Origin of the sequence: Rhodospirillum rubrum ATCC 11170 (assembly GCF_000013085.1) — a bacterium.
Taxonomy (GTDB): Bacteria; Pseudomonadota; Alphaproteobacteria; order Rhodospirillales; family Rhodospirillaceae; genus Rhodospirillum; species Rhodospirillum rubrum.
Genome location: NC_007643.1, coordinates 649,358 through 672,510, shown reverse-complemented (window position 1 = coordinate 672,510; position 23,153 = coordinate 649,358). Strand labels below are relative to the sequence as shown.

Annotated in this window: 16 protein-coding genes and 1 pseudogene; 12 read left to right on the top strand and 5 right to left on the bottom strand. The window is 67.5% G+C overall.

What is annotated here, in order from left to right; all coding sequences use genetic code 11:
* Positions 1 to 196: 196 nt before the first annotated feature.
* Together RRU_RS02960 and RRU_RS02955 are read left to right on the top strand one after the other, a co-directional pair.
* Positions 197 to 3,757, top strand: coding sequence for an FAD-dependent oxidoreductase (locus RRU_RS02960; RefSeq protein WP_011388324.1), 3,561 nt, complete (start codon positions 197 to 199; stop codon positions 3,755 to 3,757).
* 185 nt (positions 3,758 to 3,942) lie between these two features.
* Positions 3,943 to 4,278, top strand: coding sequence for a hypothetical protein (locus RRU_RS02955; RefSeq protein WP_011388323.1), 336 nt, complete (start codon positions 3,943 to 3,945; stop codon positions 4,276 to 4,278).
* 67 nt (positions 4,279 to 4,345) lie between these two features.
* On the opposite strand, the gene RRU_RS02950 is transcribed toward RRU_RS02955, so the two are convergent.
* Positions 4,346 to 5,470, bottom strand: a complete 1,125-nt coding sequence (locus RRU_RS02950; RefSeq protein WP_011388322.1) for a hypothetical protein — start codon at positions 5,468 to 5,470, stop codon at positions 4,346 to 4,348.
* Positions 5,471 to 5,658: 188 nt separating this feature from the next.
* On the opposite strand from RRU_RS02950, the gene RRU_RS02945 reads away from it, so the two are divergent.
* Positions 5,659 to 6,924 carry an ABC transporter substrate-binding protein gene (locus RRU_RS02945; protein WP_011388321.1) on the top strand — a complete coding sequence of 422 codons (1,266 nt, stop codon included), beginning with the start codon at positions 5,659 to 5,661 and terminating at the stop codon, positions 6,922 to 6,924.
* On the top strand, positions 6,906 to 7,841 hold the full coding sequence (locus tag RRU_RS02940; protein ID WP_014625968.1) for a trypsin-like serine peptidase: 936 nt from the start codon (positions 6,906 to 6,908) through the stop codon (positions 7,839 to 7,841). Before RRU_RS02945 ends, RRU_RS02940 begins: the two co-directional genes overlap by 19 nt.
* A gap of 61 nt (positions 7,842 to 7,902) precedes the next feature.
* Here RRU_RS02940 and cydB read toward each other — a convergent pair whose 3' ends face one another.
* Together cydB and RRU_RS02925 are read right to left on the bottom strand one after the other, a co-directional pair.
* Positions 7,903 to 8,904 carry a cytochrome d ubiquinol oxidase subunit II gene (gene cydB, locus RRU_RS02930; protein WP_011388319.1) on the bottom strand — a complete coding sequence of 334 codons (1,002 nt, stop codon included), beginning with the start codon at positions 8,902 to 8,904 and terminating at the stop codon, positions 7,903 to 7,905.
* Positions 8,894 to 10,324 (bottom strand): cytochrome ubiquinol oxidase subunit I, encoded by a 1,431-nt coding sequence (locus tag RRU_RS02925; protein ID WP_011388318.1) that lies wholly within the window; start codon positions 10,322 to 10,324, stop codon positions 8,894 to 8,896. The genes cydB and RRU_RS02925 overlap by 11 nt, the downstream gene beginning before the upstream one ends.
* Positions 10,325 to 10,507: 183 nt before the next feature.
* Here RRU_RS02925 and RRU_RS02920 point away from each other — a divergent pair, with 183 nt between their 5' ends.
* Both RRU_RS02920 and RRU_RS02915 read left to right on the top strand, forming a co-directional pair.
* A complete protein-coding gene (locus RRU_RS02920; protein ID WP_011388317.1) occupies positions 10,508 to 11,311 on the top strand; it encodes an alpha/beta hydrolase in 804 nt (267 codons plus the stop codon).
* A gap of 84 nt (positions 11,312 to 11,395) precedes the next feature.
* Positions 11,396 to 13,447, top strand: a complete 2,052-nt coding sequence (locus RRU_RS02915) for a putative bifunctional diguanylate cyclase/phosphodiesterase (RefSeq protein WP_011388316.1) — start codon at positions 11,396 to 11,398, stop codon at positions 13,445 to 13,447.
* A 14-nt stretch (positions 13,448 to 13,461) separates the two neighbouring features.
* Here the strand turns inward: RRU_RS02915 and folD are convergent, their stop codons facing one another.
* Positions 13,462 to 14,352 carry a bifunctional methylenetetrahydrofolate dehydrogenase/methenyltetrahydrofolate cyclohydrolase FolD gene (gene folD / locus RRU_RS02910; protein ID WP_011388315.1) on the bottom strand — a complete coding sequence of 297 codons (891 nt, stop codon included), beginning with the start codon at positions 14,350 to 14,352 and terminating at the stop codon, positions 13,462 to 13,464.
* A 161-nt stretch (positions 14,353 to 14,513) separates the two neighbouring features.
* Here folD and purU point away from each other — a divergent pair, with 161 nt between their 5' ends.
* The 5 genes and pseudogenes from purU to RRU_RS19955 all read left to right on the top strand — a co-directional run.
* Positions 14,514 to 15,407: a formyltetrahydrofolate deformylase gene (purU, locus tag RRU_RS02905; RefSeq protein WP_011388314.1), complete on the top strand. Its 894-nt coding sequence runs from the start codon at positions 14,514 to 14,516 to the stop codon at positions 15,405 to 15,407.
* Positions 15,408 to 15,626: 219 nt separating this feature from the next.
* Positions 15,627 to 15,965, top strand: a complete 339-nt coding sequence (locus tag RRU_RS02900) for a P-II family nitrogen regulator (protein ID WP_011388313.1) — start codon at positions 15,627 to 15,629, stop codon at positions 15,963 to 15,965.
* Positions 15,966 to 15,979: 14 nt separating this feature from the next.
* Entirely contained in the window at positions 15,980 to 17,299 is a 1,320-nt protein-coding gene (locus tag RRU_RS02895; protein ID WP_011388312.1) for a Rh/ammonium transporter, read from the top strand.
* A gap of 175 nt (positions 17,300 to 17,474) precedes the next feature.
* Positions 17,475 to 18,797, top strand: a complete 1,323-nt coding sequence (locus tag RRU_RS02890; protein WP_011388311.1) for a sensor histidine kinase — start codon at positions 17,475 to 17,477, stop codon at positions 18,795 to 18,797.
* Between the two features lie 264 nt (positions 18,798 to 19,061).
* A pseudogene (locus RRU_RS19955) lies at positions 19,062 to 19,499 on the top strand (GNAT family N-acetyltransferase); the annotation flags it as partial.
* 70 nt (positions 19,500 to 19,569) lie between these two features.
* Here RRU_RS19955 and RRU_RS20170 read toward each other — a convergent pair.
* Positions 19,570 to 21,159, bottom strand: coding sequence for a tetratricopeptide repeat protein (locus RRU_RS20170; RefSeq protein WP_014625965.1), 1,590 nt, complete (start codon positions 21,157 to 21,159; stop codon positions 19,570 to 19,572).
* Positions 21,160 to 21,321: 162 nt separating this feature from the next.
* Between RRU_RS20170 and RRU_RS02875 the strand changes: the two genes are divergently transcribed.
* A complete protein-coding gene (locus RRU_RS02875) occupies positions 21,322 to 23,109 on the top strand; it encodes a tetratricopeptide repeat protein (RefSeq protein WP_011388308.1) in 1,788 nt (595 codons plus the stop codon).
* The last annotated feature ends 44 nt before the right edge of the window (positions 23,110 to 23,153 follow it).

Genomic DNA, 23,153 nt, shown 5'->3' with positions numbered 1-23,153 from the left:
GGTCAAGGGAAAGCGCCCAATCGGCGCCCTTTCGCTCAAAAACGCCGAAGCCTGGAATCTCCACAACTTTCCAGGGTTCTTTCTGTCGACGCCCGCGCCCGCCAGGGGGTAGAGTGAGGGCAATCGAGGTCGGAAACGCGACCCAGAACGGCTCCGCGCGACCGACCTGTCATCAGGGTAAGGACAGGACCCGGCCATGCGCGCGACTCCCGACGACACAGGCACCCCCCCCAGCCTTGCCACGCCGATCGGCCTGGGCTTCACCTTCGCCGATCTCTATGCGGACGACGGGCTTGAACGGATCGACGCCGCCTTCCTTGCCGATCTGGAGGCCTCCAGCCCCGCCCTGGCCCAGGAACTGGAAGACGCCCGCTCGGTCCCCGACGCCCTGACCACGGCGGCCGAGAGCGCCTTGATCACCGCCCTGGCCCCGGCCCTTGACGCCTTCGTCGGCAAGCTGTTCGCCATCAGCCCGGCCCTCGACGACAGCGCCGCCCGCCACCGGGCGCTTGAGCCCTTGTTTTCGTGCAAGCGCCTGTTCGTCCAGCGCATCGCCTGTAAGCGCCACCGCGCCGCCGAGGCCGAGACCTTCGACGGCGAAGCCCTGATCGAGGCCCTGACGCCCCTGCTTGGCGCCTCGCCGCGCGATGAAGACACCTTCGCCCGTCGCGTGACGGGCTGGCTTACGGACGAGGCGGCCAATGCCGCCGCCCTTGATCTCGCCGCCCGTTTCGCCGCCTGGGCCGCCCAGACCCAAGCCGGCCACGAGGCCTTTGGCGGCGGGATCTTGTTCCACCAGCCCCCCACCCACGACTACGCCCACCTTGTGCCCTTGGCCGCCGAAACCACCGAGGGGGTCACCCACCTAGCCCTGGCCGGCGAAGAGCGGCGCGAGCGGGCCGGGTTTGATCTGACCGATCGCGGCTGCGATCTGGCCCATGGCCTGGACGAGGCCCATTACTGCATCTACTGCCATCACCAGGGCAATGACAGCTGCGCCCACGGTCTGCGCGAGCGCAAGACCGGGGCCTTGCTCACCAATCCGCTGGGCCGCGAGATGCTGGGCTGCCCCTTGTGCGAACGCATCTCGGAAATGAACGAGATCAAGGCCAAGGGATTGCCGATCGGCGCCCTGGCCATCATCACCCTTGATAACCCGCTGTGCGCGGGCACCGGCCACCGGATCTGCAACGACTGCATGGTGGCCTGCATCTATCAGAAGCAGCAGCACAAGCCCGTCGATATCCCCGAGATCGAAACCCGCGGCCTCAAGGATGTTCTCGCCCTGCCCTGGGGCTTCGAGATCTATGGCCTGCTCACCCGCTGGAACCCGCTTAATCTGCAACGCCCCCTGCCGTTGCCCGACAGCGGCCGCAAGGTGCTGGTCGTCGGCCTGGGCCCGGCCGGCTACAGCCTATCCCACCACCTGCTCAACGAGGGTCACTGGGTTCTGGCGGTCGACGGCCTGAAGATCGAACCGCTCGATCCCGAACTCTCGGGCGTCGACGCCCTGGGCAATGCGGTGCCCTTCCATCCGATCCGCGATATCAACCAGATCCGCGAGCGCCTGGGCAATCGGGTGATGGGCGGCTTCGGCGGTGTGGCCGAATACGGCATCACCGTGCGCTGGGACAAGAACTTCCTGACCATCATCCGCCTGCTGCTTGAACGCCGCCGCAATTTTTCGATGATCGGCGGCGTGCGCCTGGGTGGCACCCTGACCCCCGATGACGCCTTCGCGCTGGGCTTCGACCATGTCGCCCTGTGCATGGGGGCGGGCAAGCCAACCATCGTGCCGATGCGCAACGGTTTGGCCCGTGGCGTCCGTCAGGCCTCGGATTTCCTGATGGGCCTGCAGCTGACCGGCGCGGCGCGCGGCGATTCGGTGGCCAATCTGCAGCTGCGCCTGCCGGTGGCGGTGATCGGCGGCGGGCTGACCGCCGTTGACGCCTGTACCGAGGCCCTGGCTTATTACCCGGTCCAGGTCGAGAAGTTCCTGGCGCGCTACGAGACCCTGGTCGCCGAGCGCGGCGAAGCCGCCGTGCGCGCCGGCTGGAGCGCCGAGGATCACGAGGTGGCGAGCGAATTCCTCGACCACGCCCGCCAGATCCGCGCCGAACGGGCCCTGGCCGAGGGCGAGGGCCGGCCGGCCCGCGTCCTTGACCTGCTGCGCCAATGGGGTGGCGCCAGCCTCTATTACCGCCGGGGCCTGACCGACTCTCCGGCCTATCGCAACAACCACGAGGAGGTGGCGAAGGCCCTGGAAGAGGGCATTACCATCGCCGAGCACCTCTCCCCGCTCGAGGTCGAGCTCGACGCCTATGGCCATGCCCGGGCCCTGCGCCTGCGCCACGGCCAGACAGGGGCCGAGGTCAGCGTGGCCGCCCGCGCCGTCATCGTCGCCGCCGGCACGGTTCCCAATACGGTGCTGGCCCGCGAGACCGGGGCCATCGTTCTCGACGGCAAGTATTTCCGCGCCGTCGATGCCAACGGCCGGCCGGTCTCCCCCGAGCGCCGCCCCAAGCCCAACGAGCCCCAGGTGCTGCTGGACGCCCGCGCCGATGGCACCGGCATCAGCTTCTTTGGCGATCTCCATCCGTCCTATGCCGGCAATGTCGTGACCGCCATGGCCTCGGCCAAACAGGGTTACCCGGTGATCGGCGCCCTGATGGAAAACCGCCCGCCGCCCAAGGGCGATGGCGCGGCCCTGCTGGCGGCGATGAACGCCACGCTGCGCCCCACCGTCCATGCCATCACCCGCCATACCCCGACGATCGTCGAAATCACCTTGCACGCCCCCCAGGCGGCAAGGCGCTTCCGCCCCGGGCAGTTCTACCGCCTGCAGAACTTCGAGCGCCAAGCCGCGCGCGTCGATGGCACCACCCTGGCGATGGAGGGACTGGCGCTGACCGGGGCCTGGGTCGACCGCGAGGCCGGCTTGCTGTCGGTGATCGTGCTGGAAATGGGCGGATCCTCCGATCTCTGCGCCCATCTGCGCCTGGGCGAGCCGGTGGTGCTGATGGGGCCGACCGGATCGCCCACCGAAATCGGCGCCGGCGAAACCGTGCTGCTGGCCGGTGGCGGGCTGGGCAACGCCGTGCTGTTCTCGATCGGCAAGGCGATGCGGGCGGAGGGGTGCAAGGTTCTGTATTTCGCCGGCTACAAGGGGCTGGCCGACCGCTACCGCATCGACGATATCCATGCCGCCGCCGACACCATCGTTTGGTGCTGCGACGAGACGCCGGGCTTCGTGCCCGAGCGCCCCGGTGATTTCACCGTCACCGGCACCATCGTCGACGCCATGGTCGCCTATGCCGAGGGCCGGTTGGGAACGCCGCCGATCGCCCTGTCCGAGGTCGACCGGGTGATCGCCATCGGCTCGGACCGCATGATGCGGGCCATCGCCGAAGCCCGCCATGGCGTGCTGGCCCCCCACCTCAATTCCCGCCACGTCGCCATCGGCTCGATCAATTCGCCGATGCAATGCATGATGAAGGAAATCTGCGGCCAGTGCCTTCAGCCGCTCACCGATCCGCAAACCGGCGAGACCCGCATCGTCTTCACCTGCTTCAACCAGGACTTGCCTTTGGACGAGGTCGATTTCCCGGCCCTGGCCCAGCGCCTGGGGCAAAACAGCCTTGCCGAGAAGCTGACCCGCGCCTGGATCGACCGATGTTTGCGCCACCTGGGCAAACGCGGCGCCCCCCCGGACGCCCCGCCCCCCCAGGCCCGGCGCGAACCCGCCGGCGTCGCCTGAAACCGCTTGCAGCGCAGACGCCCGGCGAAAGCGGCCGGGCGTCTGCGCCTTAAATCCCGCACCGTTTCGCCCCGGAAAAGACACACCCCTGGATTTTCAGGAACGGAAATCACCCTTTAAGGGTTAAGGACCCGGGTCTGTTTCGACAAGACCCATCCTTGACCCTCATCTCGGAGATTTCCCCCATGGTCCACAAAACGTTAGCCGCCCTCGGCCTGACCACCGCCCTGCTCGTGGTTCCCGCTCTGGCCCAGGACTCGGGAGGCGGCTCCTCGTCCGACATGAAGTCCGACAAACTCGCCGCCTGGGAGGCCCTGCCGGTCTTCGATCAGGCGGGCAAGAAAATCGGCACGGTCACCAGGGCCAATGCCGATGGCGTCGGCAAGATCACCGATATCATCGTGCAGACCGACGCCGGTCCCAGCCTGATGGTCGGCAACGAGCAGTTCGACCACGGCACCTCGGGCGTGACCCTCAAGGTTCCCCAAAGCCAGCTTATGGCCGCGCCCCAGTCGAAATAAGACCTCTCCAAAACGACGGCGGGCGGAGCCGGCCCCCCGACCCTCTCCGCTCGCCGCTGGTGGACGGTCACACCAGAATCGAGACCGTCGGCAAGGCCGCCGCGGCGCTCACATCGGGGGGCATGTCGACAGCGGCGACATCCTCGGCCGCGCCGTCAGCCTCGGCCATCCCCTCTCCTTCGCCCGCCTCTCCTTCGCCCGCCTCTCCTTCGGTAGACCCGCCCGCATCGGCGCCACTTGGCGACGCCACTTGCGCCAGCGCCGCCTCGACATCGAATCCGGCCTGCCGCATATCCTTATCGGTTTGGGCGAAGTCCTGTTCGCTGGCCCCCCGGCGCTGGGCCAGACGCTTGGCCAATGCGTAAAGGGCCTTCAACTCGCGCATCAGCCGCTTCACTTCGTCCTTGAACGACGGGTCGCCGCTTTTGTCGCTTTGGCCCAACGACGCCGTCGCCGCCTTGGCCTCGGCCTTGCCCGGCGCGGCCTTCTCCCCCGTGTCCTCGCCCGCCGCAGCCTCGCTCTTGTCGGCGCTCTCCGCCTGACCGGCGCTGGCCGGGGCCGGAGCGACGACGGCTGCGGAGGCGGGCGCCTCGGCCGCTTGCGCCTTCGCCGCCTCGGCCGCCTTGTCGGAGGTCGCGTTCGCCGCCTCCGATCCGGCGGAGGCGATGGCCGAAGGCGTGGAAGCGCCACCAGAGAGGGCGCCTTCGCCCGCGCCGCCGCCGCCGGCCGAGGAATACTCCTTGGCCGCCGAAGCCAGTTCCCGGGCAAGCTGGGCGACGCGCTTGGCCGTGCCCTTGGGATCGGCGGCAGCCAGGGCGCGCAGGGTCTGCAATTGCTGCTTGATCTGGCGGATGCGTTCCTTGGCCGCCTCTTTGCGATTATTGGCCAGCGACGCGCGGGTCGCCTTGGCCTGACGGGTCACCTCTTCGATGCCCTCCAACAGCTTGCGGCCGGCCTCCTTGGCCTTTTCCAGGCGCTCAAGCGCCGCCCGCTCGGCGATAAGCCGTCCCTGGGCATCATAGGCGCTTTGGATTTTGCTGGAGGCCGACTCGACGCGATCGCCTTGGGCGGATTTGCGCTGGTCGGCGGCCTGTTTGGCCTCTTTGGCGGCGGCGGCGAGAAGGGCCTTGAACTTGTCCGCCGCGCGCGCCGACACCCGGGCCGAAGCGGCCCCGTCAATGGACATCGTCATGGTTCAGTTTCCTCCGAACACCCGAGCGTAGATTACTTCAGCCATTCTGGCTTACCGCCTATGGTAGCGGTTCGCGGCCGCTTCAGCCAATCTTCTTTTGCGCGCGACCACCCCGCCAGCCTTGACAGTCCCCAACCAAGTGGAAATAGTCATTTTGAGCATTTCTTGATGGGCGGGGAAAACCGATCATGAACAAGCAGCCAGCCGCGCGGACGGCTTTGAAAAAACCGGCCTCCGGGGTGGGGCGACGGGCCTTTCTCGCCGGATCGGCCGCCGGCATTCTGGGGCTGGCCGCGCCGGCGATCCGCCGGGCCCAGGCCGCCGAGGCGATTCGCATCGGCGAGATCAACAGCTACAGCCAGATTCCGGCCTTCACCCTGCCCTATCGCAACGGCTGGCAACTGGCGGTGGAGCAGATCAACGCCGCCGGCGGGTTGCTGGGCGGCCGGCCGCTGGAGGTCATCAGCCGCGACGACGGCGGCGATCCGGGCAAGGCGGTGACCGCCGCCCAGGAGTTGCTGACCCGCCACGGCGTCCACGCCCTGGCCGGCACCTTCCTGTCCCATGTCGGTCTGGCGGTGTCGGATTTCGCCCGCCAGCGCAAGGTGTTGTTCATGGCCTCCGAGCCCTTGACCGACGCCCTGACCTGGGAAAAGGGCAACCGCTATACCTATCGCCTGCGGCCGAGCACCTATATGCAGGCGGCGATGCTGGCGGCCGAAGCGGCGAAGCTACCGATCACCCGGTGGGCGACCATCGCCCCCAATTACGAATATGGCCAGTCGGCGGTGGCCCGCTTCAAGGAACTGCTGCTGGCCGCCCGCCCCGAGGTGACCTTCGTCGCCGAGCAATGGCCCGCCCTTTACAAGCTTGACGCCGGCCCCACCGTTCAGGCCCTGCAGCAGGCCGAACCCGAGGGCCTCTTCAATGTGCTGTTTGGCGCCGATCTGCCGAAATTCGTGCGCGAGGGACGGGTGCGCGGGTTGTTCGCCGGCCGTCAGGTGGTCAGCATGCTGACCGGCGAGCCGGAATATCTCAACCCGCTCAAGGACGAGGCGCCCGAGGGCTGGATCGTCACCGGTTATCCCTGGTACGATATCGACACCGCGCCGCACCGCGCCTTCGTCGAGGCCTATCGCGCCCGCTGGAAGGAAGATCCCTTCGTCGGCTCGCTGGTGGGCTATAACACCCTAACGGCGATGGCCGTCGCCTTTGAAAAGGCCGGCGGCACCGAAAGTGAAACCCTGGTCGAGACCCTTAAGGACATGGCGTTTTCCACCCCGATGGGGCCGCTTTCCTTCCGCGCCAGCGATCACCAGTCGACCATGGGCGCCTGGGTCGGCCGCACGGCCCTGCGCGATGGCAAAGGGGTGATGGTCGATTGGCGCTATGTGGATGGCGGCTCCGTTCTGCCGCCGCCCGAAGTGGTCAGCGCGTGGCGCCCCGCCGGCTGATCGCCCCCCTGGTCCGGCCGCTGCTTCTCGCCCTGGCTTTTGGCCTTATCGGCGGAGCGGCGGCGGCCCAATCGGCGCGCGATCTGCCCGCCGAAAGCGACGCCGCCCTGCGCGCCCGCCTCAAGCCCGGCATCAAGGGCGCCGATGACCGCCGCGCCGTCGACGCCTTTTCCTGGCCATGGTCGGCGATCGGGCGGGTCAACCGCTCCGACGGCGCCTTTTGCACCGGCAGCCTGATCGGCCGGGCCGAGGTTCTGACCGCCGCCCATTGCCTGTGGAACACGCGAACCGGGGCCTGGATGCCGGCCTCTGGGCTGACCTTCGCCGCTGGCTACCAGCGCGGCGACTGGCGCTCGTTCTCCGCCGTCACCACGATCCGCCGCGCCCCCGGCTCGCGCCCGGGCGAGACCACCGGCGACTGGGCGGTGCTCGGCCTGGAAACCCCGCTGGGCCTCAGCGAGGGCTGGCTGGGAACCCAGGCGATCGCCGCCGCGCCCGCCGGACTGATCCAGGTGGGCTATGGCTTCGATCACCGCCATATCCAGACCGCCAATCTTGGCTGCGCGCTGACCGGCGCCCTGGCCAATGGCACCGTGCTCCATGATTGCGACGTGGTTCAGGGCGATTCGGGCTCGCCGATCCTGGCTTGGACGACCGCCGGACCGATGGTGGTGGCCCTGCATGTCTCGAGCGCCACCCTGGCCTCGGGCAAGGCGGTGGGGCTGGCCGTGCCGATCGCCGCGATCACCGACAAGGCCTATCCCCCCGGTCGCGGCACCCGCCCGCTGGACGCCCTCGCCGCCAAGACCCTGGAACGCCTTGTCGCCAGCTTGGCCGGGCAGCCCGTTCAGCCCGTCGACAGCACCCAGCGCAGAACCGCGGCAACCAGCCCCAAGGCGGCCAGCGATCCGCCGTAAAGGGCGACGAACCACAAAAGCCGCCGCCCGCGCCCGCCTTCGGGGGGCAAGGAGTTCCCGCTCAATGGCCGTACCCCTCGTGTCCGGTCTTGCCGCGGAACACCCAATAGGCATAGGCGGTGTAGCCCAGAATGATCGGGATCAGCACCAGGGCCCCGGGCAGCAGGAAGGCCAGGGCGGCCTCATCGGCGGCGGCGGCGCGGAAGGTGACGTGATCGGGGATGATATAGGGATACTTCGACAGGGCGAAGCCGATGTAGCAGGTGGCGAACAGCCCCAATCCCGAGAGGAACAGCGTCAGCTCGCGCCGGCGGGCGATGGCGCGCAGCAACACGGCGCCCAGCACCACCACGGCGATCGGTGCCGGGGCGTGCCACAGCATCTGCGGACCGAACCAGCGTTCGGCGGCAAGCGGCGCGACCAGCGGCGTCAGCGCCGAAACGGCGACGATGGCCACTAGGGTAACGACTCCGGCAAGCCGGGCGATGCGAAAGGCGAAATCGGCCAAGGGCCCATCGGTCTTGATCGCCAGCCAGCCGGCGCCCAGCAAGCTATAGCCGCAGACCACCGCCGCGCCCGTCAGCAGCGAGAAGGGGCTGAACCAGTCGAACCAGCCCCCGGCATAGCGCCCGTCCTCAAAGGCGATGCCCTGAACGAAGGCCCCCAGCATCATCCCCTGGCACAAGGCGGCCATCAGCGATCCGGCGAAGAAGCCGGCCGTCCAAAAGCGCTTGCCGCGTTTGGCCATGAAGCGGAATTCAAAGGCGACGCCGCGAAACACCAGAGCCAGCAGCATGGCGATGACCGGGGCGTAAAAGGCGGTCATCAGCACCGAATAAGCTTCGGGAAAGGCGGCGAACAGGCCGCCGCCGCCAAGAACCAGCCAAGTTTCATTGCCGTCCCACACCGGGGCGATCGAATTCATCGCCCGATTACGCTCGTCCTCGCCTCCCAGAAAGGGAAACAGGATGCCGATGCCCAGGTCGAAGCCATCGAGCACCACATAGGCGAAGACGGCAAAAGCGATCAGCATCCCCCAGATCAAAGGCAGGTCAATCGACATGGCGAGCCTCCTCGGCCGGACCCGGGGTGATGCCGGCGGCGCGGGTGAAGGGGACGGGATCATCCTTGGAGCGGGCCACCGGCTGGGCCATCATCTTGAGCAGATAGCGGATGCCCACCCCGAAGACGGCGAAATACACGACGATGAAGGCCAGCAGCGATGCCGCCACCCCGGGGGCGCCGATCGGCGAGACCATATCGCTTGTACGCATCAGCCCATAGACGACAAAGGGCTGGCGACCGACCTCGGTCGTCACCCAGCCGGCGAGAACGGCGATGAAACCGGCCGGTCCCATCAGCAGGGCGAAGCGATACAGCGCCGGGCTGTCGTAAAGCCTACCGCGCAGCCGGGCCCAAACGGCCAGGGCGCCCAGGGCGATCATCAGCAGGCCCAAGCCGACCATCACCCGGAATGACCAGAAGGGAATGACCACCGGCGGGCGATCGGCCTCGGGAAAGGCCTTGAGCCCCTGAAGCGCGCCGTCCAGGGAATGGGTCAGGATCAACGAGCCGAGATAGGGGATCTCGACGGCGTAGCGCGTCGTCTCGGCCTCGGCGTCGGGCAGGCCAAACAAGATCAGCGGCGCCGGGGAGATGGTTTCCTGCCAATGGCCTTCCATGGCCGCGATCTTGGCCGGCTGATGCTCCAAGGTGTTGAGGCCATGCAGATCGCCGAGAAAGGCCTGAAGCGGCGCGGTCAGGGCGATCATGCCCATGGCCATGGCGAAAGCCAGCCGCGAGGCCTCGCCCTTGCCCGGATCGTTACGGCCTTCGCCGCTTTTGCGCAGCAGCAGCAAACGCCGCGCCGCCGCCGCCCCCACCACCAGGGCCGTGGTCAGATAGGCCGCCGTGACCATATGGACCAGACGATAGGGGAAACTGGGATTGAAGACGATCTCCATCCAGTCGCCGGGTCGGAAGATGCCGTTTTCCAGGATATGGCCGGTCGGGGTATGCATCCAGGAATTGGCCGCCAGGATCCAGAAGGCCGAGATCAGCGTGCCGACGGCGACCATCAGGGTGGCGAAGAAATGCAGGCGGGGGCCAACCCGCGTCAGCCCGAACAGCATCACGCCAAGGAACCCCGCCTCCAGGAAAAAGGCGGTCAGCACCTCATAGCCCATCAAGGGCCCCAGGATCGAGCCGGTGGCCTTGGCGAAGGGCCCCCAGTTGGTGCCGAACTGATAGCTCATCACCAGCCCGGACACCACGCCCATGCCAAAGGTCAGGGCGAAGACGCGAACCCAGTGCTTATAGAGATCGAGAAACACCCGGCGCTTGGTGATCAGCCACGTCGCCTCGAGCACCGCCAGATAGCTGGCAAGGCCGATGGTGAAGGCCGGAAAGATGATGTGAAAGGAAACCGTGAAAGCGAACTGGATCCGTGCCAGCAGCGTCGCGTCGGGCCAGCCATCAAGCATGCCATCCTCCAAGCCGTGCGGGTGCCCCTCCTAGATAGGGACCATCCTCGCTATGGCAACGATCGGTTTTGGCCGGGGATGCGCGCGGAACTGGCAAAGCTCTGGCGGGAAAGAGGCCATGCGCCCATATTGAACCCCCCGCGCCCCCGCGCTCGCACCCACAAAATTCAGGAGAGCAGGTCCATGCATCTCGAAGTCTTGCGGGTCCCGCCAACCACCGCCGATCCGGAGATGGCCGACCGGCCACCGCTGGTTTTCGTCCATGGCGCCTTTGCCGGCGCCTGGTGCTGGCGGGAAACCTTCATGCCCTGGTTCGCCGCGCGGGGATGGGATACCCATGCCTTGTCGTTGCGCGGCCATGGCGCCAGCGACGGCGCCGAGCGGCTCGACAGCACCCGCCTTGCCGATTACGCCGACGATCTGCGCCGGGTCATCGACGAATTGGACCGCCCCCCGGTGCTGATTGGTCATTCGATGGGCGGAATGGTCGTTCAGAAGGTGCTGGAAGATACCCAGGCCGCCGCCGCCGTGCTGCTCGCCTCGGTTCCCCCCACCGGCTTGTTCAGCGGCAGCGTGCTGATGGCGCTGCGCCATCCGTTGCTGTGCATGGCGTTATGGCGCATTCAAACCTTCGGACCGGAAGAAGCCAGCCTGCGCATGGTCGAAGCCGGACTGTTCAGCACCCCCTTGGATGCGCGCGAGGCCGAACGCTACACCGCCCTGCTGCAAAACGAATCCTCGCGGGTGGTTCTTGATATGACGTGGTTCGACGTGCCGCGCCGCCGCTGCCCCCAGGAACTGCCCCTGCTCGTGCTCGGCGCCGAGGATGACGCCTTCGTGCCACCGATCGAGGTTCTGGCGACCGCCGCCTTCCATGGCACCACCGCCCAGCTGTTGCCCGATATCGGCCACGCCATGATGCTCGATCGCGGATGGGAAAAAACCGCATCGGTCATGGAGGAATGGTTGCGTTGCAGCGCATTTTAATTAAATTCCACCAATAAGGGATCGGCGCCGCCATAAAAGAGCGATAAGAGAATTTTTCATCGACCGGGGGCCGTGCCGTTAACCATGTCCGCCAGCCCGCAAGCCCCCACCCCGCCCGATCGTTCGTCGCCCTCCGTCTCCTCGAACCTTGGGGCGGAGGGCGCGGGCGGGCGTCGTCTATGCGGTTCGGTGGTCTTGTCGGCGGGGAAAATCCTCTCCGTCGATAAGACCCTCTGGCAAGCCCTAGGGCTTTCGGCCGAGTCGCTCAGCGGCTTGCCCTTCCTCTCGTTCCTTGAGGACCCCTCGCGCGAGGTGTTGGCCGCGCGCCTGCGTCTGGCCGGACCGCCCTGGGACCTGCGCACGGCGCTAAGGGTCGATGGCCGGGCCATTCCCGTCGTGCTACGCGGCGACGGAGCGGCCGATAGAACGACGGATACCCCCCTTCAGGTGATCCTCATCACCCTCGCCCCCCAAGAGGGAGAGGTCGAGCCCGTTTCCCAATCGGCGCTGTTTGACCATATCCCCCTGGGCGTGATGCTCAGCGATGGCCTTGGCCGGATCGCCTATGCCAATCCGGCCTTCCTGGCCGAGGACATCGCCGCCGTGCGCGCCCTTCTGGGGGCGACTCCCCAGGCCCTGGCCACGGGATACCTTCATGAGGGACTGGCGCGCACCCTGTGGGAGGATTTGCTCTGCGGGCGGGTCTGGCGAAACGACGTGGACCTGCCGACCGCGGACGGCCAGCGCACCCACAGCCGTCTGACCATCATCCCGCTGCGTCGCGATGACGGCGCGGTCGATCGCCTGATGACGGTGATCGAACCCCGCTCGCCGGCGACCGACAGCCAAGCCTGGCAGCAGGTCAACCACGACACCCTGACCGGCCTGCCCAACCGGGTTCTGTTCCAGGACCGTCTGCTCACCGCCCTGGCTTCGGCCCGCCGCCGCAACGATCAACTCGCCGTGCTCTTTGTCGATCTCGACCATTTCAAGACGGTCAACGACTCGCTTGGCCATTCCTTCGGCGATCAGTTGCTTCAACAGGTGGCCACGCGCTTGTCGCAGTGCCTGCGCGACAGCGACACCCTGGCGCGCATGGGCGGCGATGAATTCACCATCGCCCTGACCGGCGACGGCCACCAGCGCGACTATGCGATGATCGCCAACCGCATCCTTGAAACCCTGCGCCGGCCCTTCACCCTGGAGGGCGGGCACGAGGTGCTGATCGGCAGTTCGATCGGCATCACCCTTTTTCCCAATGACGCCGAAGACGTCGATACCTTGTTGCGCAACGCTGATACGGCGATGTATCGGGCCAAGGCCTCGGGGCGGAACGCCTTTCAGTTCTTCACCGAGGAAATGAACCGGGAAATCCAAAGCCATCTCGACCTGGAAAACGCCCTGCGCCGGGCCGTGCGGGCGATGGATTTGACCATCCATTACCAACCGGTGGTCGACAGCGCGACCCTGGCGGTGGTCTCGGCCGAAGCCCTGGTGCGCTGGCCCTTGGCCGACAAGGGGTTCATCCCGCCCTCGCGGTTCATTCCGGTGGCCGAGGAACTGGGGCTGATCGACGAGATCGGCGGCTGGGTGCTGTGGAACGCCTGCACCCAGGCCAAGGTCTGGCAGGCTCAGGGGGCGAAGGCCTTTCGCGTTTCGGTCAATGTGTCCTGGCGCCAGTTGCGCAATCCCGATTTCGCCCTGCGCGTCCGCGAGGCGCTAGAGGGAACCGGCCTTGGCGCGGCGTTCCTCGAGCTGGAAATCACCGAGGGGATGGTGCTGCGCGATCCCCAGGGCATCGCCCCGGCGCTGATGGCCTTATCCGAGATGGGGGTGGCCCTGGCGATCGACAATTTCGGCTCGGGCCACAGCTCGATCAAATGCCTGCGCCAGTTTCCCTTTTCCATCCTCAAGCTCGACCGCTCCTGCGTGGCCGATGTGCTGACCAGCCACGAGGATGCCGTTCTTGTGGAAACCGCCGCGATCATGGCCCGGCGCCTCGGCCTAACCGTCGTAGCCGAAGGCGTGGAAACCCACGCGCAACTAGAATTTCTGCGCGAGCACTATTGCGATCTGATCCAGGGTTATCTGTTCGGCCGGCCGCTGCCGCCCGAGGACTTCGCCCGTATGCTGTGAGCGGAGCCGGGCTCTCAGGCGCCGGCGCCCCGCGCCTTGCAGGCCTCCAGGGTATTGGCCAGCAAACAGGCGATGGTCATCGGCCCAACGCCGCCCGGCACCGGGGTGATCGCCCCGGCCACGGCGGCGGCCGAGGCATAATCGACATCGCCGACCAACTTCCCCTTCTCGGCCCCCGGGGCCGCGGGCAAGCGGTTCATCCCGACATCGATCACCACGGCGCCCGGCTTCAGCCAGTCGCCCTTGACCATCTCGGGCCGGCCGACGGCGGCGACGACGATATCCATGCGCCGGCAGAGATCGGGCAGATCGCGGCTGCGCGAATGGGCGAGGGTGACGGTGCAATTGGCCGACAGCAGCAATTGGGCCATCGGCTTGCCCACGATATTGGAGCGGCCGATGACAAGGGCGGTCTTGCCGGTCAAATCGCCGAGCACGCCCTTGAGCAGCATCAGGCAGCCCTTGGGGGTGCAGGGCACCATGCCGTGCTCGCCATTCGACTGGCCGATCGACAGCCGCCCGACATTGACCGGATGGAAGCCATCGACATCCTTGTCGGGATCGATGGCGAGCAGGATCTTGTCCTCGTCGATATGGGCGGGCAGCGGCAATTGCACCAAGATACCGTCGATCGTCGGATCGGCGTTGAGCGCCTCCACTTTGGCCAGCACCTCGGCCTCCGAGGTCGTGGCCGCCAGGCGGCAGACCACCGAATGCATGCCGACGGCGACGGCCATCTTCTCTTTCGAGCCGACATAGACCTGACTGGCGGCATCCTCGCCGACCAGCACCACCGCCAAGCCGGGCACCAAGCCGCGATGGGCCTTCAAATCGGCGACCTCCTGGGCGATGCGCTCGCGAAGCTGCTGGGCGATGGCCTTACCATCGATCAAATGCGCACCCATCGGCGGTCTCCCTGCTCGGCCAAAACGGCCCATTTTCGGAAAGGGGCGCACGATACTCCGCAAGTCGGGCCCGGTAAAGCCGCGCAAAGTCCACCCCGCACTGGACGAACACCCGTTACGGGAGGTACACACCCAAGCTTGCTTCGTCAGGACGAGAGATCATGTTACAGCCGCAGACACCACCGCCGCCCACCGATCCCCGCAAGGCGATTATTCTGACCATCACCTGCCCGGACGGTTTCGGTCTGGTGGCGGCGGTCTCGGGGTTTCTCAACAGCCAGGGCGCCTTCATCATCGAGGCGGCCTATTACAGCGATCCCGATACCGGGCGCTTCTTCATGCGCACGGTTTTCCGCTCCGACACCGCCGGTTTGCCGTCGCTCGGCGCGCTGCGCGAATGCTTCGCCCCCGTCGCCGAACGCTTCGAGATGACCTGGGATCTGGTGTCGGCCGAGCGCAAGCCCAAGGTGGTCATCGCCGTCTCGCGCTTTGGCCATTGCCTGTACGACCTGCTGCACCGCTGGCAGGCCGGCCAGCTTCATGTCGAGATCCCCGCCATCGTCTCCAACCACAAGGATCTGGCGCGACTCGCCGAATGGCACGGCATTCCTTTCCACCATCTGCCGGTGACCACCGGTGGCAAGGAAGCCCAGGAAGAGGCGATCTTGAAGGTGATCGATGACTCCAGCGCCGATCTGGTGGTGCTGGCGCGCTACATGCAAATTCTCAGCCCGGCGATGAGTTCGGCGCTGTCGGGACGGTGCATCAATATCCACCATTCCTTCCTGCCCAGCTTCAAGGGCGCCAAGCCCTATCATCAGGCCCATGCCCGCGGCGTCAAGATCATCGGCGCCACCGCCCATTACGTCACCGACGCCCTGGACGAAGGCCCGATCATCGAACAGGAAGTCGCCCGCGTCGATCACAAGTACCGGGTCGACGATCTGGTCGCCGCCGGTCGCGATCTGGAAACCGTGGTTCTGGCCCGCGCCGTCCGCTGGCATGTCGAACGCCGGGTGATGATCAACGGCACGAAGACCGTGGTCCTGCGCTAGCGGGACCACATCTTTTCGAGACTCCGGTCCTGCGCTAGCGGGACCACATCTTTTCGAGACTCCGGTCCTGCGCTAGCGGGGCCAAACTTTTTGAGACTCCGGTCCCGCTCAGGCGGGACCTCGTCCTTGCAGACCGACAAGAAACCGGCGGGCGGCGACGCCCAGGGGGATTTCCGAAGTCATCAGGCAACCGAACCGATCCGATTGGGGGAGGCACTCATGAAGCTGATCATGGCCATCATCAAGCCTTTCAAGCTCGACGAAGTTTGCGAGGCACTGACATCGCTTGACGTCCACGGACTGACCGTTTCCGAAGTGAAGGGATTCGGCCGCCAGAAGGGCCAGACGGAAATCTACCGGGGCGCCGAATATCAGGTGAACTTCCTGCCCAAGGTGAAGATCGAGGTGGCGGTGAGCGACGGACTTGCCGACCTCGCGGTCGAAGCCATCTGCAACGCCGCCCGGACCGACAGAATCGGCGATGGCAAGGTCTTCGTCTACGACCTGGACAAGATCGTGCGCATCCGCACCGGCGAAATCGACGCCGACGCTCTCTGAGGAGGATTTCTCCCATGACCAACCCCGCCCGCGCGCGGACCCTGCCAGCCGGTGCGTCCTTGCCCGCCCTGGCCCTGCTTGTTCTCGCCGGCCTCGGTCTCGGCGCCCCCGCCATCGCCCAGGAAAGCCTGGCTTCTCCTTTGCCCGGCCCGCTCACCGATCCCGCCCTGTGGCCGGTCCCGCTGCCTTTGCTCATGCAGGGCCTGCTGGTGATGGGGCTGCTCGCCGGGCTGACGCTGTTCCAAAGCGGGCTGGTACGCCCGGGGGCGAGCGGCGCCCAGGCCATCAAGGGCATCTGCGGCAGCGCCCTGGCCGTTCTCGCCTTCTTCTTCATCGGCAGCAATGTTCTGATGGTCGGAGTCAACGGCGGCTTTCACGGCACCTTCGCCTTTTTCCCGCTTCCGGTCGAAGGGGCGACACCGGACGCCATGGCCGAATGGTTCCTGCGCGCCCCCTTCGCCGCCTTGCCGGTGCTGATCGTCGCCGGAGCCCTGGCCGAGCGCTTGCGCCTATGGCCCTTCATGATCTTCGCCGTGGTGCTGGCGGCGGTTCTCGGGCCCATCGCCGGCTCGTGGAGCTGGGGCGGCGGCTGGCTTGATCGCCTTGGCTTCGTCGACATCGGCGGGGCCACCGTCTTGCATTCGGCCGCCGGCTGGGCCGCCCTGGTCGGGGCGGTGCTGCTGGGCGCGCGCAAGGGCAAATTCACCTCGAACGGCGCCATCCATGCCCTGCCCACCAATAGCTTGGCCTTGGCCACCTTCGGCACCTTCGCCGGCTGGATCGGCTGGTTTGGCCTGACCGGCGGGGCGGTGCTGCTGGCCGTGCCCGAAGCCGGTCCGGCGATCTTGGTGCCCACTTACGTCAACACCCTGCTCGCCGGCGCGGCCGGGCTGGCCGTCGCCCTGATCGTGTCGCTGATCGTCGGTCGCAACGGCGTGATGGCCCGGGGCCTGCAGGGCGCCCTGGCCGGTCTGGTCTCGATCTCGGCCGCCCCCCACCTGCCCATGCCCCTGGTCGCCCTGGCCATCGGCGCCATCGGTGGCTTGCTGGTGGTCATCGCCGTGCCGTTGATCGAGCGCCTGCGCATCGATGACGCGACCGGCGCGATCTCGGTGCATCTGATCTGCGGCCTGTGGGCCACCCTGGTGGTGTCGGTCATCGATCCGACCGTGCCGTTGACCACCCAGGCCCTGGGCGCGGCCGCCGTCGGCGGAGCGATGGTCCTTGCCAGCTTCGTCGTCTGGCTGGCGATCAAGCTGACCCTTGGCCTGCGCATCGCCTTTGAAGACGAATCGGGCGCGCAAGAGCACCGCGATCTGGGCCTGGACGTCTAGGCGTCGTTCGAAATCGAACAGCCCTGTCTTCCTAGCGGAAGGCAGGGCCGGCGTTTCCCGGGCGGGAGACGGCCTCTTGCACCCTTTGTTGTGTTTTTATTTTCAAACGCGCACACTTCGCTAACGGTACACTCCTGCGGAGAAGGTCCGCCCGGACGGGCACAGGCATGGCCAGATGAACGATCCCATCGGCGACCCCGATCTTCTCCTCGTCGAAGATGACCTTCCCGGAGAAGACCGCGTTTCCTCCCCGGCATCGGACCTGGGGTGGAAGGTTTTGATCGTTGACGATGATCTGGAAGTTCATCTGATCACGCGGACGGTTCTGGCCAACGTCACCTTCAAGAATCGCCCCTTGCTGCTGCTCTCGGCCCATTCGGCCGAGGAAGCCCGGACCGTTCTGGCAAACGAAACCGATATCGCCGCCATCTTGCTTGACGTCGTCATGGAATCCGACGACGCCGGCTTGCGGCTGGTCCGCCATATCCGCGAGGACCTGGGAAACCGGGCGATCCGCATCATCTTGCGAACCGGCCAGCCCGGTCAGGCGCCCGAGCGCGAGGTGATCGTCGCGTACGACATCAACGACTACAAGGCCAAGACCGAGCTGACCTCGCAGAAGCTGTTCACCACCATCGTCGCCGCCCTGCGCGCCTATTGCGATATCATCGAACTGGAAAACGGCCGCAAGCAGCTTGAGCGGGCCAATTCCATCCTTGAGCAACGGGTCGCCGATCGCACCGCCGCCCTCGCCCGCTCCAACGCCGAGCTTGAAAGCTTCGCCTACGGCATCTCCCATGACCTGCAAGAACCCTTGCGAATGGTGCGGGGCTATCTGCAGCTCATCCGCCGCCGCTTGGGGCCGGGGTTGGACAGCGAAACCCGCGACTATATGGCCTTCGCCGAAGACGGCGCGACGCGCATGGGAACGATGATCAACGACCTGCTCGATTATTCGCGCATCACCACCCAGCCAGCCCACTTCGAACCCATCGACTTGCGCCATCCCCTGACCCTCGCCCTGGGAAACCTGACCCTGGCGATCGCGGAAAGCGGCGCCGCCCTGACCCTTCCCGACGAGCCGGCCCTGATTTCGGGCGACGAGGGGCAGCTTGCCCGGCTTTTCCAGAACCTGATCGGCAACGCTCTGAAGTACCGCCACCCCGACCGCCGCCCCGCCATCGGCGTGGCGATCGAAGCCCTAGCCTTTGATCAGCGGCCGGGCTGGAAGATCACCGTCACCGACAATGGCCGGGGGATCGCCCCCAAGGACTTCGACACCGTCTTCAACTTGTTCCGACGGCTCGACAGCGGCGGTCCAGGCGGCGTGGCCGGATCGGGCGTCGGGCTGGCGCTCTGCCGGCGCATCGTCGAACGCCATGGCGGCCGCATCTGGGTGGACTCGGTGATCGACGAGGGATCGTCCTTCCGGGTTCATCTTCCCGCCGGCCTGGAAAACTCCGCCCCCCCGCCCGAGGCCGGCGACCCTCCGGTCTGAGCGCCCGCCGCCCGCCACCGTCGCCTCGGATCGCTTGACGGCGAAGGAAGGCTCACGGATTGTCTTTTTGTGGAAGAGATCGGGCTGGAAAAGATCGGGACGCGGCGAAAGGGGTGGCCCCAGGAGAGCAAATCCCGAGCGATCTAAACCAGACCGCGACGACGATTTGCTTCAATATCAGGATCTTGGAGCGGCGGACGGGGATCAGGATTCCCGCAAGCGGCTTTTAAGAGGCCTCCTTGACCGTGAAACGGATCCGGCCCGATGACGATGACGCCTGCCGCGGTGCCCGAATTTTCCCCGCCCGAATTTGCCCCAATCGAATGGCCTTTGACCGGTCGCCCCGGGCGGGCGACGGATCTGCCCTTCATTTTGCGCCAGGAAGCGCGCCCCGATTACGCCCCGTTCATCCTGCCCTGGCCGCGCGAACGCCATGGTCACGCCATGACGGAGTCCGATCACCAATATATCCTGTTCCAGGATTCGGGGGCGCGGCCGGTGGGCTTCGTCATCCTCGCCGGGCTGACCAATCCCCATCACGCGGTCGAACTGGTGCGGATGATCGCCGTGCGGCCAGGCTTGGGGATCGGCAAGGCGATGATGGAGGCGGTGATCGATCACGCCTTCTCCGGCCTCGGCGCCAATCGCCTGTGGCTGGACGTGTTTTCCGATAACACCCGCGCCCGTCAGGTTTACGCCGACATGGGCTTTGTTCACGAGGGCGACCTGCGCGAGGGGGTTCTCGGCGCCAACGGCTACCGTACCCTGGCCATCATGTCGATTCTGGCCCGCGAGTATCGGTCCCGCGCCGCAAGCCGGCCAGCAGAGCCGCCGCACGCGCCACCGGCGCCCGCCAGTCCCCGAGGCGTTCCTGGCGCAACAAGCGCAGGCTAGGATACCACGGGCTGGTCTCGCGGCCGATGCCCCAGCGCCAGTCGCAATGGGCCGCCAGTAGCAGCAGGCAGGGCCGGCCCAAGGCCCCGGCCAGATGGGCGACGCTGGTATCGGTGGTCACCACCATATCAAGCCGCGCCATCGCCGCCGCCGTCGCCGCGTAATCGACCAGCCACGGATCGAGATCGATGACCGGCAGGCCGCTCGCCGCCAGCTCGGCCACGGCCGGGCCCTTTTGCAGGCTGAAGAAGGTCAGCCCCTCGACGGCGGTCAAAGGGGCGAAGGCGGCCAGCGGCGCCGCGCGTACGGCGTTTTCGGTGAAATCGGGATTGCCCGACCAGCACAGGCCGACGCACGGGCCTTGGCCCCCCGGCGGCAGCGCTGGCGGCGTCGGCGTGCGAGGGGGAACGCGCAAGTAGGGCCCGGCGGTGGCCGCCAGATCGGCAAAGCGCAGGCCCAGCCGATAGGGCAGGCTGAAGGCGCGGATATGACACGTCGCCCGCGCCGCCGCCCACGCCCCGGGCGCCACCACCGACTCGACGCCATCGACGGTCGCCAGTAGACCGGCCAGGGCGTCGGGCGCCTCAACGATGACCCTGGCCCCGCGCCCGGCCAGAACCGGCAGGAAGCGCGCCGCCTGGATCATGTCGCCGGCGCCTTGCTCGAGGCCGACCAACAGCCGCCGACCGGCCAGATCCTCGCCCCGCCATTCGGCCAAAGGCGGATCGACCAGCCGCCACGGCGCGCGGCGCTTGCGCCATTCATAGCGGGCGAAGCCTTCGTCATAATCGTCCAGGGCCAGCAGCAGATTGGCAAGGTTCCACTGGGCGTCGGCCAGATCGGGGTCAAGAGCCACGGCCCGCCGCTGGCAGGCCAAAGCGCCGGCGGCATCGCCCAAGCGCCGCAGCACGATGCCCAGATTGGTCTGGATGCGGGCATCGTGCGGAGTGACACTCGCCGCCTTGCCCAGAACCTCGGCCGCCTGGGCGAGGGCGCCGCGCCGCGCCAGAAGGTTCCCCAGATTATAGGCGGCGTCGCTGGCCGCCGGATCGGCCAGACAGGCCCGCCGATACAGCGCCAAGGCCTCCTCGCCCCGGCCCTGGTCGTCGCGCAGGCGGGCCAGATTGAACAAGGTGGCGAAGCGCTGGGGGCAGCCCCTCAGAACCCCTTCCCAGGCGGCGGCCGCCGCATCGATCAGCCCGGCGCCGCGCAGGGCAACCCCCAGGTTATGGAGCATCAGCGGATCATCGCCACAGCGCGCCATCGCCCGGCGAAACAGCCCGGCCGCCGCCGCCGAGCGGCCTTCGGCTTGCTCAAAGGCGCCAAGAACGGCCAGCAGGCGGGGATGGCCGTCATCCTGGCCAAGCCCCAGGCGGGCCAGAGTCATCGCCCTGTGCCGGTCCCCCCGGCTCCAGGCGGCTTCGGCGCGCTCGGCGATCAGATCCAGGGGTCCGTCGGTGCTGTCCATGGCGGCAAGGTGACATGGCCGCCCGAGGGGGGGCAAGCGCGGGCTTGCCTCAATCGCCCGGGCAAGCGAGGCTGACCGGGTGGCGGCAGGAGCCAGAAGCGGTTTTCGCCCGTGGCCGCCGCGCTCTTGCCTGAACCAGGGTCCCCCTTTGCCGGAGCCGCGATGTCGCCGCCCCCCGCCCCGAACCCGATCCGCGATAGCCTGATCGCCCGCGCCGATGCCCTGCGCGAGGGCGGCGCCCCGGCCGAAGCCCGCGATCTCTATCGTCTGGTGCTCGACCGCCACCCCGGCCACGGACCGGCCCTGGCCGGTCTTGGCCGCATTCTGCTTGGCCTTGGCCAACCGACGGCGGCCCTTGAAAGCCTGGGCGCGGCGGTGGCTGCCGATCCGACGCGGCTGGACTGGCTGGCCGATCTGGCCGTCGCCCTGGCCGGGGCGCGCCGTCCGGCCGAAGCCCTGAGCGCCGCCGAGGGTCTTCCCGCCACCGCCGGCGCCTTGGGCTTTCGCGCCGACCGCCTGGAGGAGCTTGGCCGGCGCGACCAAGCCATCGCCCTGCTCGACGACGCCCTTCGCCGTCACCCCGACGAGGCGGAATTGCACCGCCGCCAGGGGGTGCTGCTGCGCCGGGCCGGCCGCGCCGCCCAGGCCATCGCTCCTTGGCGGGCGCTGGTGGCGCTTCGCCCCGGGGATGCCGCGGCGTGGTCGAGCCTGGGGGCCGGCCTGGGCGAGAGCGGCCTTGACGAAGAAGCCGAGAAGGCCTTGCGCCGGGCCGTCGCCCTGGCCGCCGACGAACCCGATTGGACCTATAACCTCGCCCATTTCCTGATCGAGCGCGACCGGCTGGAAGACGCCCTGCCCTTGCTGGACGCCGCCGTCGCCCGCGCCCCCGAACGGGCCCATTATCACACCAACCTTGGGGTTTGCCGGCTGGGATTGGGCGATATCAAGGGGGCGATCGCCGCCCACCGCCAAGCCCTAGCCCTTGATCCCGACGAGCCGGAGGCCCGCTATGATCTGGCCTGGGCCCTGCTGCTAGCCGGCGCCTGGGAGGAAGGCTGGGCCGCCCATGAGGCGCGCTGGCGGATGGGCCGCTTCACCGGACGCCGCGCCGCCGGCCCCGCGCCGACCGACTGGCCGATGCCGCTGTGGGATGGCCAACCGTTGGGCCCCGGGCGCACCTTGTTGCTCCATGCCGAACAGGGCTTCGGCGATAGCCTGATGATGAGCCGGCTGATCATCCCCGCCCTGGCCCGCGCCGGCGACGCGCAAGGCATTATCGAGTGCCCGCCGTCTTTGGTCGGCCTGCTCGCGCAATCCTTGGGACCGGCCCTGGGACCGGCGGTGCGAGTCGTCGCCCAGGCCGAGTCTCCCCCCGCCGCCGATGCCCATCTGCCCTTGATGTCGCTGCCCCACCGCTTAGGCGTCGACAGCGAGACCATCCCTGGCCCCGACCGCTGGCTCCGGGCCGAGCCGGCACCGCGCCCGCCCTCCTCCCCCCCCCGGGTGGGACTGGTCTGGGCCGGCGATCCGGGCAATCGCATGGACAGGCTGCGCAGTTGTCCGGCGACCGCGCTGCGCCCCTTGTTCGATCGGGTCAAAGACGCCGGGTTGGATATCGCCTGGACGGGACTACAACTCGGCCCGCCAGCCGCCGATCTGCCCGATTTGCCCGCGGCGCTAGCGCCGGGCGGCGATTTCGCCGCCACCGCCCGCGTCGTCGCCGCCCTTGATCTGGTGATCGGCGTCGATACCGCCGTGATCCATCTCGCCGGCGGCCTGGGCGTGGAAACCTGGGTGATGCTGGCCTATGTGCCCGATTACCGCTGGATGATGGACCGCGACGACAGCCCCTGGTACCCCTCGGCGCGGTTGTTCCGCCAATCCCGTCGCGGCGACTGGCGGGGAGTCATCGCCCAAGTGGCCGCGGCCTTGACCAAGCGTTTCGGATAAGCCTTGGCCGCTTTCGCGCGCCCATGTTATACTTTGGTCTCTGC